The sequence below is a fragment of the Mesorhizobium sp. M0088 genome (genome assembly GCF_040322895.1).
GTDB lineage: Bacteria > Pseudomonadota > Alphaproteobacteria > Rhizobiales > Rhizobiaceae > Mesorhizobium.
The window spans coordinates 19,008-32,072 of record NZ_JAMYUI010000035.1; the positions used below are offsets into that span (position 1 = coordinate 19,008).

Sequence of the window (13,065 nt, forward strand, 5' to 3'; positions counted from 1 at the left end):
TGTCCGGCAGGACAGAGGGGGGCGCCGTAGAGCACCTACCTTTGCGCCTTCAGGCAGATTTGAATTTGAAAGCAAGCACCGGAGTGAGACACGGCCGGCACGTGGCTAGGGTTCAGCCGCAAACAAAGGAGTGAAGGCAATGAACCTTATACAAACCGGCATGCCGGTGGCCGCCTGCAACGTCGCCGCCCTCGGCACCATCGCTTACGCCATCGGCGAATCCTCCATCGGCAAAATCCTGACGGCGCACAGCCACATCGGCGTCTGCGCCATCCTGATCGGCTCCGACGCCGACGCGCTGGAGCGGGACCTTGGCCATCGCTTCCCCGGCAAGATACTGGTCGAGGACGAGGCCGCACTGCGCGACGATCTCGCGGCAATCGCGCGCTTCATTGAGACGCCCGGCGGCGGCCTCGACCTGCCGCTCGACATGCGCCATGGCACGCCATTCCAGCAGCGTGTTTGGGACACGCTGCGTTCGATCCCGTGCGGCGCCACCATCACCTACACCGCGCTCGCCCGGCATATCGGCCAGCCGAACGGCGCCCGCGCCGTGGCGAGGGCCTGTGCGGCCAATGCAATCGCGCTGGGCATTCCCTGTCACCGTGTTGTCCGCGCCGCCGGCACGCTGTCGGGCTACCGCTGGGGCCTCGAGCGCAAGCGCGCCCTGCTCTACAAGGAGGCTACGATATGAATGCCCATGCCAAAATTGCCGCATCGGTGGTCGAAGCTGCTCAGACACGCATCGCCGGTTACGACTGGCCGGCCCTTGCCGCCGAACTGGACGGCTTCGGCTGCGCGGTGTTTGAAAAGCTGCTGTCGCCCGAAGAGTGCCGACAGATCGCCGACCTCTATCCCGAGGAGAAGCATTTCCGCAGCCACATCCATATGGCCAGGCACGGCTTCGGCAAGGGCGAGTACCGCTATTTCCGCTATCCCTTGCCCGACCTCCTGGGTGGCCTGCGCAGCGCGCTCTATCCCAGGCTGGCCGAGGTCGCCAATCGGTGGAACGAGCGCATGGGGCAGGCCATGCGTTATCCCGCGACGCATGCCGCGTTTCTCGAGCAGTGCCATGCCGCCGGCCAGACACGGCCGACGCCGCTGCTGCTGCAATATGTGCCTGGCGACTTCAACTGCCTGCACCAGGATCTCTATGGCGATCTCGCCTTTCCGCTGCAGGTGGCGATCCTGCTCTCCGAACCGGGCCGGGATTTCACAGGCGGCGAGTTCGCGCTGACCGAGCAGCGGCCGCGCATGCAGAGCCGAGTCGAAGTGGTGCCGCTGCGGCAGGGCGACGCCGTTGTGTTCGCCGTCCACAACCGGCCGGTGCAGGGCACCAAAGGCAATTACCGGGTCAACCTGCGCCATGGCGTCAGCCGGCTGCGCTCAGGCATGCGCCACACGGTAGGGATTATTTTCCACGATGCCAAGTGAGCGAGAGTGCCACTTCACCCCAACGGCGCGTAGCGGTTGACCACCATACCGCAGGCATAGGCCTTCGAGCCGAGCAGCGCCAGGTTTTGGAAACCGCCTTGGTCGAAGATGCGGCGTCCGGCACCCAGCACCGCTGGGTTGATGAACAGCTGGAACTCGTCGACCAATCCGGCCGCGATCAGCGCCGACGCGAAGCCGGCGCCGCCGAAGACGGCCATGTCGCCGCCCTCGCCCCCCTTCAGCAAATTAACTTCACGCGGCAGGTCGCCGCTGGCGACCCATGTGCGCTCCCAAGCCGGCTCCCAGGCCGATTGCTCGAGCTTGTCGCTGAGCACCACTTTGCGTGCGTCGACGATGCGCTGCGCAAAGGCGTAGAACGGATCGCGCGGAAATTTCTTCGCCGCATTGCCCCAATGGGTGAGATAGCCCTCCTGTGCCATCTTGCGGCTGAGCAGGATGGTATCGACGCCTGCGAAAACGGCGTTGAAGTCCTGCTTCAGCGCGTCGTCCCAGGCGCTGTCGTCGCCCCATTCCCAGAGCTGCCAGGGATGGTCCTCATTGGCGCCGACAAAGCAGTCGACCGACATCTGCATCTGAAGGATCAGCTTTTTCATCGTCGTTCTCCTCGGTCGTCCGGCTCAAAGCGTGCGCCGGTGAGCCATCGCGATCATAAATGGTTTACATTTGGAACCATTGACGCGTAGTCAAAATGATGTCAATAGTAAAGTGATTTAAAAATGGAAGCATAGATGTCGACGCGCGAAAAATCCGGCTGCCCGATCAACCTGTCGCTCGAACTGATCGGCGACCGCTGGACGCTGCTCATCATCCGCGACATGGCCTTCGCCGGCAAAAGGCACTTTCGCGAATTCCTGCAATCCGACGAAGGCATCTCCTCGCGCACGCTGGCCGAGCGGCTGCAAACGCTTCAGGAGGAAGGCATCCTCACCAGAAGCGACGACCCGACGCATGGCTTGAGAACGGTCTACCGGCTGACCGAGGCAGGTATCGACCTCTTGCCGGTGCTGGCGACGCTCGGCGCCTGGGGCAGCAAGCACCGCAAGGCCGACGATAAGCTGGCCAGGATTGCCGGCGAATTGGCGGCAGGCGGCGAAGCGGCGCTGGAAAAGATGAAAGCGGCGCTGCGATCGGAGCATATTGTCTAGGCGTTGCGCTGTTTCCCTTCTCCCCCTGTGGGAGAAGGTGGATCGGCGCGCAGCGCCGAGACGGATGAGGGGTGTTCCAGCGGAGTGAGACGCTGGCGTTCCCTGGAACACCCCTCATCCGTCGCCTTCGGCGACACCTTCTCCCACAAGGGGAGAAGGGGGAGCTTTCCACAGCTTGCTTGACAACGATCCACCTTTGTTCTTTATTTGTTCCAATCTATCAGCAACTGCGGATGTGCGGTCGATGGAAACGACAGCCACCATCCTGCATGCCGATCTCGACGCTTTCTACGCCTCGGTCGAGCAGTTGCTCGATCCGTCGCTGCGCGGCAAGCCGATCGCGGTCGGCGGCGGCGTCGTGCTCGCCGCTTCCTATGAGGCCCGCGCCTTTGGCGTGCGCGGCGGCATGCCGGGGCGCAAGGCGCGTGAGCTGTGCCCGCAGCTGATCTTCGTCGGCGGCAATTTCAGCCACTACCAGCGGCTGGGCGACGCGGCGATCAAGGTGCTCGACGATTTTACCCCGGTGGTCGAGCGCATCTCCATCGACGAGGCGTTTGCCGACGTCGCCGGCTGCACGCATTTGTTCGGCTCGCCGCAGGAGATCGCAACGACCATCCGCCGCCGCGTGCGGGCCGAACTCGGCCTGCCGATCTCGATCGGCGTGGCGCGCACCAAGCATCTGGCCAAGATCGCCTCCCAGGTGGCAAAACCCGACGGGCTAGTGGTGGTCGACCCCGGCAGCGAGCTCGCCTTCCTGCACGACCTGCCGGTCGGGCTGATGTGGGGCGTCGGCCCGGTGACCAGGGCGCGGCTGGCGGAAATCGGCGTCGAGACCATCGGCCAGCTGGCCAGGACGCACAGCGGCGCGCAGTCGCGGCTGCTCGGTCCCGCCGCCGGCGAAAAGCTCGCTGCCTTGTCATGGAACCGCGATCCGCGAAAGCTCGAAACGCATCGCCGCGCGCATTCGGCCGGCGCCCAATCGGCGCTGGGCCAAAAACCCGCCGTGGCGCGGATCATCGTGCCCACTCTGCTGCATCTGGCCGACCGCGTCGCCAGCCGGCTGCGCGCCAAGGCGCGGCCCGGCCGCACGGTGACGGTGCGCGTGCGCTTTGCCGATCTCAGCGCCGTCACGCGCTCGATCACGCTTGACCAGCCGATCTCGGCGACCGCGATGCTGGCCGAGATCGCCGGCGATCTGGTGCGCGGCGTCCTCGCCGACAACCCCCACGAAAGAACGATCTCGCTGCTGGCGATCTCGGTGTCGCATCTTGAGGAAAGCTTCGAGCTGCAGCTCGAACTGCCGCTCGGCCTCGCCGACGAGAAACGCCGGCCCGGCACCCGAAAAGGCCTGGCACGCTTCGACGCCGACCGCGCCATCGACAAGATCCGCGAACGCTTCGGCAAACAGGCGGTCGGCTACGGCACGGTGGCACTGGAAGCGGCGCGCTCCGTGCCCGACGAATTCAGGGAGCTGGCGGAGAAGGAGCTTTGAGGCCAGGGCAAGGCTATGGGCCGGTACGCGAGTAGCGATGGACCCGGACGCCACTAGAGCTTGTCCCGTGCCAGGGCTCGCAGGCTATGCCGTCATGGTCGGCATCGTGAGTCGGCCAATAGCCAGGTTCGCCCCTATGCGCAGAGGCGAGGCCAACGGCACGGGCGGCAGTGCAGTTCGGGAATGCCGCAAGGTGCCTCAGCACCGAGAGAGATGTATCAAACCGAATGCCGATGAAGCCATAGATGATATAGCCCGACAACAGAATGAACGGCGCAAACAAGGCCACCCATCTCAGCCTGCCAAGGCGGCGACGGTGATAGGGTGAAGGCCGTCGCAAGAATGGCAGGAGCATTCCCCGCCAACTCCCCGGTTGGAGTGCCCGAACCAGACTAGCGTCACCCAGGTACAGTAGCAATAACGGTCATCTCCGAACGGTTTCCTGCGTTCAGAGCGCGGCTATTGGATAGCGAAACGCCAGTTCTATGCCTCGCCGTCCCAGTACCGCCTCACCGCTCCCATGTCGAAAATGCCGTCGCGCCGGCGCAAGGCGTCGACCGCCATCTTGTTGGAATCGGGATAGACGCAGACCTCCTTGGGATTTTTCTCGCCGATCATCAGATAGCGGCACGGTTCCGTACCGCTGTTGAGGAAGGAATGCCCGACCGTCAGGCCGGCGGGAAAGCAGACATAATCGCCGGCCTTCATCTCGTGACGCTCCTCGCCAAGCAGCAGCGTCACCTGCCCTTCCAGAATCAGCGCGTGCTCCTCTTCGAGCATGTGGTAGTGCCTGGGCGCCAGGCGCATGCCGGGGGCCGGCGCCTCGATCAGCATGCCGACATGATAGTCTGGTCGTCCCAAAGCCGCATAGGTCAGATGCCTGGACCGGCCGCCGAACCGCGGGCCTTCGCCCTCGACCTTCCATTCGACGGCATCGCTGGCGACAGGCGGGATCGGCGCGGCTGGGGGTTTGGTGATACCGGGCATCACATCCGACGGCAGCGGATCGCCGGCGGCAAGGCCGGTGTTCTCGCCGTCCCAGTAAGTTCGGGTTGCCGAGAGGTCGAAGATCGCGCGCCTGCCCAGCGCCCGCACCAGGACCTTGTTGGAGGCCGTGTAGACGACCACGTCATTCGGGTTGCGCTCGCCGACGATGACATAGCGGCACGACGCGCCGCCGGTGTTGATGAGGCAATGCCCCGCCGCGGCACCAGCCGGAAAGCAGATGTAGTCGCCAGTCGTCATGGCATAGGCAGCGTCGCCGACATAAGCGGTCAGCATCCCTTCGAGGATGAAGACATGCTCTTCCTCGAAAATATGGTAATGCGCCGGCGACGTCTGCTTGCCCGGCGGCAGTTCCTCGATCGCCACGCCGACATGGTAATTCTCGCCGAGGGCGGCAAGCGAAAGATGCCGGTAGCGCACACCGAAGCGCGGCACATCGGACCATTCCGTCCATGGCACGCTGTCCGATGCGAATGGCACGGGCGCTTTATCGTCTGCCATAGGGCCTCCCTGGTCCTGTCCCCCTGCCCTCGTCGCACTGCCATGCTGCTAGAGGATCCACGACAGGACAAAGCTGCCAGCTTCCGGCTAAACCGCCAAGCGGTGTTCGCGACGCTCCTGACAAAGCCAGACAGGAATCGCTCGCTTCAGCCCCTGATCGCCTTGCCCGCCTGCTGCAGCAGCTCGAACGCCGCGAAGCGTTTTGCATGCCAGCCGCCCAGCGTAGCGTCGGGATGATAGACCTCGCCGAGTTCCGACATGCCGGCCATCGCCCGCGTCAGATCCTTGTAGGCACCGGCGGCGACCGCGCCCAGCATCGCCGAGCCGAGCAGCACCGGTTCCGGCGAGGTCGACGCCACCACCACCATGCCTGTCGTGTCGGCAAGCAGCTGGCGCACCAGCGGGCTTTGGCCGGCGCCGCCGCTGACCACGATGGTGTCGACGGCAATGCCCTTGTCATGCTCGGCCCGCACGATCTGGCGCGCGCCATAGCCCAGCCCGCAGACGCCGGCGACATAGAGCCCGACCAGGCTGTCGAGGCTGGTGTCGAGATCGAGCCCGGCGATCAGCGCTCGCGCGTCCGGGTCGGCGAAAGGTGCGCGGTTGCCGAGAAACTCCGGCACCACATGGATACCGCCGACCAGCGCCGGCGTTGCTGCGGCCCCGTTGCGGCTTTGCGCCTGCAACGACAGCCAGGCGCTGAGGCTGAGCCCCTCGGCTTGCGCCTTGGCGGTCGCTTCGCCAGCCGCGGGATGCATGCGCACCAGATGGTCGATAGCAGCACCGGCTGCCGACTGGCCGCCCTCGTTCAGCCACAGGCCCGGCACCATGGCCGAGAAATACGGACCCCAGACGCCGTCGACGAAGGCCGGCACCGCGGTCGACGACATGGTGCAGGCCGAGGTGCCGAAAACATAGGCCATGCGCGACAGAACGCTGCCGAACTCGCCGCGCGCACCGACCGTACCGACGCCACCGGCATGCGCATCGATCAGGCCGGCCGCTACCGCGATGCCGGGGACGAGGCCAAGGTCCGCAGCCGCCTGCGCGGTCAGCCCGCTGCCAAGTGCGGCACCCGCCGGCACGATCTGCGTGCCGATGCGCGCGAATGCCTCGTCGGCCAGGCTCCCTAGTCCGATGGTGCGGAAATAGGCCTCGTCCCAGCGGCTTTCATGCGCCAGATAGGTCCATTTGCAAGTCACCGTGCAGACCGAGCGGGCAAGGCTGCCGGTCGCCCGCCAGGTGAGGAAATCGGGGAGGTCCATGAACTGCCAGGCGGCGTTGAACGTGTCGGGCAGGTTTTCGGCCAGCCAAAGGAGTTTCGGCGTTTCCATCTCCGGCGAGATGACGCCGCCGACATAATTCAGCACCGCCTCTCCGCTGCGGTTGATGCGGCGCGTCTGCTCGACCGCGCGGTGATCCATCCAGACGATGATGTTGCGTTCCGAATTGCCGGATCTGCTCACCGGCAGCGGCACGCCGCCCTCGCCCAGCACCACCAGCGAACAAGTGGCGTCGAACCCGATGCCGGCGATCGCCTCGGGCGCCACGCCCGATTGAGCGACCGCTTCCCGCGTGGCCGCGCACACCGCCCGCCAGATGTCGTTGCTCGACTGCTCGACAATGTCGCCGGCCTCGCGCCAGACCTCGATATCGCGCTTGGCAGAGGCGAGCATGTTTCCAGTGTGGTCGAACACCCCGGCCCGCGCGCTGCCGGTGCCGACGTCGATGCCGAGATAGTGGGGCATGTGAAACCTTCGGTTTGGCGAGTAGCGAGTAGCGAGTAGGTAGGTCGTTGGATTCTTCCCTATTCGCTAATCCCTATTCCCTATTCGCTTAGAGATCATTGCTCTGCGGCAAAATCACCAGATCGCGGATCGTCACGTTGCGCGGGCGGGTCAGCATGAACATCACCGCTTCGGCCACTTCGCGCGGCTGCATCAGGCCACCGGCGGCGAGTTCTTCCTCGAGCTTGGCCTTCGGCCAGTCGTCGACCAGTGCCGTCACCACCGGGCCGGGCGCCACCGCACCGACGCGCAGGCCGTGCTTGGCGACCTGCCGGCGCACCGTGTGGACGAAGGCCTGCACGGCGTGCTTGGAGGCCGTGTAGATCGGCTCCCAGACCACCGGAACCAGACCGGCGATCGAACTGGTGACGATGATGTCGCCGGTCTTGCGCTCGATCATGTGCGGCAGCACCGCCTGGATCGAGCGGAAGCAGGCATTGATGTTGAGGTTGAGCATCCGGTCCCAGGCGTCGGGATCGCCGGTCGCCACCTCACCGCCGACATAGGCGCCGGCATTGGCATGGAAGATATCGAGCTGGCCGGCCTTCTCCAGGATCTGCGGCATCATGCTGGCGACGCTGGCCGGCTGCATCAGGTCGATGACCAGCGGGATCGCCTTGGAACCGAGTTCGGCGCACAGTTTGTTCAGCGTCGCCTCGGCACGGTCGACCAGCACCACGGTGGCGCCAGCCGCCAGCATATGCCTGGCGCATTCGAGGCCGATGCCTGATGCCGCGCCGGTGACGGCGGCAACTTTTCCGGACAGTTCTTGGCTCATGTCTTGCTTCCTGTTGATGGGTTCAGGCCCGGCCATGGGAGACACGCGAGCGGCGTGCCAGCGAGTCGACGATGACCGCGATGGCAAGCACGGCGCCGGTGATCATGTACCGAAGCGACGAGGACAGATCGAGCAGCGTCAGGCCGCTGGCGATCGACTGGATGACGATGATGCCGAGCAGCGCCGAATACGCACTGCCGCGACCGCCGAACAGGCTGGTGCCGCCGATGACGGCTGCCGCGATGGCGTTGAGGTTGACGTCGCCGGTGCCGGCCTGCTGGCTGGCCGAGGCCAGGCGGGCCGCCGACAGCACGCCGCCGAAAGCGGCCAGCATCGAGCACAGCACGAAGGCGCTCGAATAGATCAGCCGCACATTGATGCCGGCGCGCCTTGCCGCCTCGCGGTTACCGCCGACCGCCGACATCGAGCGGCCCCATTTGGTCCGCGTCAGCGCGTAATGCATCGATATGACCAGGCCGACGAACAGGCCGAACATCCACGGAATGCCGCGCGCCTGGTTGAGATAGAAGACGATGAGTTCGAGAATGACCGTGATCACCACCGCCCGTATAACCAGGCCGCCGGTCGACGGCGCCGACAGATTGGCGGCGCGGCGGCGCGTAACGGTGCGCAGGCCGGTGACCAGCATGACGATGCCGGGCACGGCCGCCAGGGCGAACGAAACAAATTTCGGCATCATCAGCAGCTGGCCGAAATTCACCAGGTTCGAGCCGTAGGGCAGATTGATCGAGCCGGTCGAGCCGAGAATGTAGAGCTGCAGGCCAAGCACCGCCAGCAGACCGGCCAGCGTCGAGACGAAGCTCGGCATGCCCAGCCGGTTGAACAGCAGCGCGTAGAGTGCGCCGATAAAGCCGCCGACAGCGACAGCGGCCAGAATGGCGAGCGCCACCGGCCAGCCCTGGTTGACCCAAAGTGTGCCGACCATAGCCGAGGCAAAGCCGCTGATCGAACCGACAGACAGGTCGATCTCGCCGACCATCAAAACGCAGACGATGCCGAGCGCAATGACGCCCACGGTGGAGCAATCGAACAGCAGATTGACCAGATTGCTTGATGACAGGAAGATCGGGTTGATGCTGGCAAACACCGTCCAGATGATGACCAGCCCGACGATCACCGGCAGCGAGCCGAGATCGCCCGAGCGGACCCGGTCGAAGAACCTGCGGATGGCGCCGCCGATCCCCGCCTCATGCTTGACGCGCACATCGGCGCGGTCGAGCTGCGGCGGCACAGGGGCGGCCTGTTCGGCTTCGCGGCTCATGGGCGTGGCTCCTGGGTTTGGTCTTGCCTGGCCTGTCTGCGCTCGGCGCGCCGCGATACCGAATTGTTCGACGCGCCAGTGATGGCGCTGACCAGTTCCTGGTTCGAGGCGTCGGGCGAGAAGATGCCATTGTTGCGGCCAAGCCGCAGCACGACGATGCGGTCGGCGACGGCGCGCACGTCTTCCATATTGTGGCTGATGATGACGACGCCGAGGCCGCGGTCGCGCACGCGCTCGATCAGGTTGAGCACTTCCGCCGTCTGCGCCACGCCGAGCGCCGCCGTCGGCTCGTCGAGCAGGATGAGCTTGGGTTCGAGCAGCAGCGAGCGGGCGATCGCCACCGTCTGGCGTTGGCCGCCCGACAACGAAGCGACCACTTCGCGCACGCTTGGGATGCGCGCCGATAGCTCGTTGAGCAGCGTCCAGGCGCGCACTTCCATCGCCACCTCGTCCAGCCGCAGCGGGTTGAGCTCACGGCCGAGAAAGATGTTGGCGACGATGTCGAGGTTCTCGCACAGCGCCAGATCCTGGAACACGGTGGCTATGCCGAGCGTCAGCGCCGCACTCGGATCTGCAAGCGTCACCTGTTGGCCGCGATAATTGATGGTGCCCGAACTCGGCTGATGCACGCCGGCCAGGATCTTGACCAGGGTCGACTTGCCGGCGCCATTGTCGCCGACCAGCGCCACCACCTCGCCAGCATGGACATCGAGATCGATGTCGGTGAGCGCCGAAACGGCGCCGAAATTCTTCGAAACGCCGCGCAGGCTGAGCACCAGCTCGCCTGCCGGAACCGGTTCGTCCGGGGTATCGATCATGCCAGGAAGCCTTTCAAAACCGGTTCAAATGTCGGATGAGCGCTGCCTGGCCACCGCACGGTGGCCAGGCAGCGGAGCGGGCAAGGGTCGCGGTCAGTTCCCGATGCCCAGCTTCTTGCAGCCTTCCGCGTAACGATCGACGCAGAGTTCGGCCGCGGTGTTGATCTTCTTGTCGATGATCTCGGCCTTCAGGTTTTCCTGCGTCACCACGGCTGGCGTGAACAGCTGCGAGGGCGTGTCGTACAGCGTCATCTCGGCCTTCGGCGTCTCGCCCGAAAGCAGCTTGATGGCGATGTTGGCGGCGGCCGCTGCCACGATCTCGCTCGGCTTGGAGATGGTGTTGTACTGGTCGCCGGCGATGATCAGCTGCAAGGCCGCGATCGTCGCGTCATTGCCGGTCACCGGCGGCACCGGATCGACGCCGGCCGCCTTGAAGGCCGCGATCGCGCCGCCGCCGGTGCCGTCATTGGCCGCAACCACGCCGAGGATTTTTGGTCCGAAGCGGGTGATCTGGCCGCCGGCCCATTGCTGCGCCTTCGGCGGCGCCCATTCCGGCGTGTCGTATTCGGCCAGGATCTTGTAGCCGCTGTTGTCGAGGCCGGCATGGATGCCCTTCTTGATCAGGCCGGCCGCCGCGTCGGTCGGCGAGCCGTTGATCTGCAGCACGCCGCCGCTGGCCGGATCGACCTTCAGCGCCTTCAGGTGCTCGACCAGCGAGTCGGCGATGGCCTTGCCGATGCCTTCATTGTTGAACGACACATAGAAATCGGCCGGCGCGGTCGGGATCGGCCGGTCGTAGGCGATGACCTTGATGCCCTGGCTCTGCGCCAGCTTGACCAGCGAGGCGGCGGCGGTCGAGTCGACCGGGTCGAGCACGATCGCCTTGGCGCCCTGCGAGATCACCGAGTTGAACTGCTGCTGCTGGCGCGAGGCGTCGGCATCGGCGTTCTGGTAGAGCACCTTGCAGCCCGGGCACAGCTTCTTCATCTCGGCCGCGAAGCCGGGATAATCATGCTGCTCGTAGCGGGTCGAGGCCTGGTCGGGCATCAGGAAGGCGACGGTCGCGTCGGTGACTTCGGCGGCCCTGGCGATAGCGGCGGTGCCGGCCAGCAGCGACAGCGCAAGGGCTGCCACGCCGGCGGACTTGCCAGCGGACTTCAATGAAGATGAAAGTTTGGTCATTCGGTCTTCTCCGTTTCTGGATATGGTTGTAAGAAGGTCGTTGACTGCTTTGGTCTGAAGACACCCATCCGCCCTCGCCCAAACTGCATTGGGAACCGGGACCCGGCGCCGGCCTTTCGAGCCGCGCCGACAACCTCCGCCGACGGAGGAATTCGAGACGAGCGTTCTCCATCGCGAACCGCTCCACGCGGCTCACGTCGTCATGCAAAAGAAAAAATCCTCCCTTGGTTCCTCCCTGGCTCCTCCGTTAAGCGGCTTTTCCCGCGTTGATGTTGTCGGCCAGCAGGCGCCTGAAGCGCGAGGGCGGCATGCCCTTCTCCGCCAGGAACTGCCGGTTGAAATTGGACAGATTGTTGAAGCCGACCTCGTAGCAGATGTCGGTGATCGAGGCCTGCTCGTCGCTCATCAGGATCTGGCAGGCAAGGTTGATGCGCAGCCGCTTCACATACTGCACCAGCGACATGCCGGTGTGACGGCGAAACGAGCGTGAGAAAGCGCCGGTCGATTGGCCGGCGATGGCGGCGAGGTCCGCCTCGTCGAACAGCTGCGTCAGGTTTTCCCTGATATAGGCGAGCGCCTTGTTCATGCCGGCGGTCATGTAGCCGGAGGGATCGGGCCGGTAGCTGGCGCTGGCCAAAAGCTGGAATTCCTGGGCGCGGCTGAGCAGGCCGGCGATCATCATGAACAGCTCGATGCGGCGCACACCTTGCGCCTGCATCATCTCTTCCATCAGCGGCGCCAGCGCCTTGCTGGTGCGGCTGGAAAACAGCACGCCGCGCCGTGACGCCTCGAGCAGAGCCGTGAGCCCCGCCAACTCCGGCAGCACATGCATGGCATCGCCGATGAAACTTTCGGAAAACTGAATGATGCGGCCGCGCAGCGGGATCGAACTGTCCCTGGCGATATCGCTGACCCAATTGTGCGGCAGGTTCGGCCCGGTCAGCACCAGATTGCCCGGCTCGAACTCGCCGATGAAGTCGCCGACGAAATAGCGGCCGTTGGTGAAGATCACCTGATGCAGTTCATATTCGGGATGGAAGTGCCAGCGCACCGTATGGAAGGGGTAGCCGTGCGACCACGCCTTGAAGGACTCACCGCGTCGTATCTGGACAACTTCCAGGTCCGGTTCCATGTCCGTTTCCTCCCGGGCCGGCACGGATATCTGCCGCGTTCGGCCCAATTCCCTAAACCGGCCGAATTGGTTTCGGCTCTGCATTTCAAGAGCCAAGGTACCGGCTCATGACAACAGGCGCCACCACGATTCGAGACAACGGATGATACTTTTTTAACCGGGAGGCGGCGCTCAGAAGCGCTATTCGGGCAGAACAGGTCAGTCTTGCTGACGCGTTCGCTCATTGACCGACGACGATGCCGCCCGCCCGGAAAGGAATTCCGGCGTCTCCGTGTTCGCCTGGCCTATCGCAAGAACCCACCGAAGATCGGATGCGATGGCGCTTGCCGTGAACGCATTGACGAGCTGAGTGTCTGGCTACGCTTCGTGACATTCCCCGCTGATTGGCGGATCAGGCAAGCACGATCTTCATGGCGGATCCGATCTATGGGCCCACATGACGCCGCCAGCACTTTCGAACAAGATTACCAATTTCCATATTTGTAAAA

The 13,065-nt window shown here is 64.7% G+C and carries 13 protein-coding genes; 4 read left to right on the plus strand and 9 right to left on the minus strand.

Features of this window, described 5'->3' with window-relative positions; all coding sequences use genetic code 11:
- The first annotated feature begins 139 nt into the window (after positions 1-139).
- Together NKJ67_RS31535 and NKJ67_RS31540 are read left to right on the plus strand one after the other, a co-directional pair.
- A complete protein-coding gene (locus NKJ67_RS31535; protein WP_352585212.1) occupies positions 140-694 on the plus strand; it encodes a methylated-DNA--[protein]-cysteine S-methyltransferase in 555 nt (184 codons plus the stop codon).
- Complete coding sequence (locus NKJ67_RS31540; RefSeq protein ID WP_352585214.1) at positions 691-1,434, plus strand: 2OG-Fe(II) oxygenase; 744 nt, start codon at positions 691-693, stop codon at positions 1,432-1,434. The genes NKJ67_RS31535 and NKJ67_RS31540 overlap by 4 nt, the downstream gene beginning before the upstream one ends.
- A 14-nt stretch (positions 1,435-1,448) precedes the next feature.
- Here the strand turns inward: NKJ67_RS31540 and NKJ67_RS31545 are convergent, their stop codons facing one another.
- Complete coding sequence (locus tag NKJ67_RS31545) at positions 1,449-2,048, minus strand: dihydrofolate reductase family protein (RefSeq protein ID WP_352585216.1); 600 nt, start codon at positions 2,046-2,048, stop codon at positions 1,449-1,451.
- 135 nt (positions 2,049-2,183) lie between these two features.
- Here NKJ67_RS31545 and NKJ67_RS31550 point away from each other — a divergent pair, with 135 nt between their 5' ends.
- Together NKJ67_RS31550 and dinB are read left to right on the plus strand one after the other, a co-directional pair.
- On the plus strand, positions 2,184-2,600 hold the full coding sequence (locus NKJ67_RS31550) for a winged helix-turn-helix transcriptional regulator (RefSeq protein ID WP_352585218.1): 417 nt from the start codon (positions 2,184-2,186) through the stop codon (positions 2,598-2,600).
- Positions 2,601-2,844: 244 nt separating this feature from the next.
- Positions 2,845-4,092 carry a DNA polymerase IV gene (gene dinB / locus NKJ67_RS31555; protein WP_352585220.1) on the plus strand — a complete coding sequence of 416 codons (1,248 nt, stop codon included), beginning with the start codon at positions 2,845-2,847 and terminating at the stop codon, positions 4,090-4,092.
- A 13-nt stretch (positions 4,093-4,105) separates the two neighbouring features.
- Here the strand turns inward: dinB and NKJ67_RS31560 are convergent, their stop codons facing one another.
- From NKJ67_RS31560 to NKJ67_RS31595, 8 genes are all read right to left on the minus strand, one after another.
- On the minus strand, positions 4,106-4,447 hold the full coding sequence (locus tag NKJ67_RS31560) for an excalibur calcium-binding domain-containing protein (protein WP_127320209.1): 342 nt from the start codon (positions 4,445-4,447) through the stop codon (positions 4,106-4,108).
- 128 nt (positions 4,448-4,575) lie between these two features.
- Positions 4,576-5,598, minus strand: coding sequence for a cupin domain-containing protein (locus tag NKJ67_RS31565; RefSeq protein ID WP_352585223.1), 1,023 nt, complete (start codon positions 5,596-5,598; stop codon positions 4,576-4,578).
- A gap of 146 nt (positions 5,599-5,744) precedes the next feature.
- Positions 5,745-7,346, minus strand: a complete 1,602-nt coding sequence (locus NKJ67_RS31570) for an FGGY-family carbohydrate kinase (RefSeq protein WP_352585225.1) — start codon at positions 7,344-7,346, stop codon at positions 5,745-5,747.
- An 88-nt stretch (positions 7,347-7,434) separates the two neighbouring features.
- Positions 7,435-8,163 (minus strand): SDR family oxidoreductase, encoded by a 729-nt coding sequence (locus NKJ67_RS31575; protein ID WP_352585227.1) that lies wholly within the window; start codon positions 8,161-8,163, stop codon positions 7,435-7,437.
- Between the two features lie 22 nt (positions 8,164-8,185).
- The gene (locus NKJ67_RS31580; RefSeq protein ID WP_292336825.1) at positions 8,186-9,445 is read right to left on the minus strand and encodes a sugar ABC transporter permease; all 1,260 of its coding nucleotides are present in this window, start codon (positions 9,443-9,445) and stop codon (positions 8,186-8,188) included.
- The gene (locus NKJ67_RS31585; RefSeq protein WP_127320219.1) at positions 9,442-10,263 is read right to left on the minus strand and encodes an ATP-binding cassette domain-containing protein; all 822 of its coding nucleotides are present in this window, start codon (positions 10,261-10,263) and stop codon (positions 9,442-9,444) included. Before NKJ67_RS31585 ends, NKJ67_RS31580 begins: the two co-directional genes overlap by 4 nt.
- Positions 10,264-10,356: 93 nt before the next feature.
- Complete coding sequence (locus NKJ67_RS31590; protein WP_127270010.1) at positions 10,357-11,445, minus strand: ABC transporter substrate-binding protein; 1,089 nt, start codon at positions 11,443-11,445, stop codon at positions 10,357-10,359.
- 247 nt (positions 11,446-11,692) lie between these two features.
- Positions 11,693-12,577 (minus strand): AraC family transcriptional regulator, encoded by an 885-nt coding sequence (locus NKJ67_RS31595; protein WP_127270012.1) that lies wholly within the window; start codon positions 12,575-12,577, stop codon positions 11,693-11,695.
- Between the last annotated feature and the right edge of the window lie 488 nt (positions 12,578-13,065).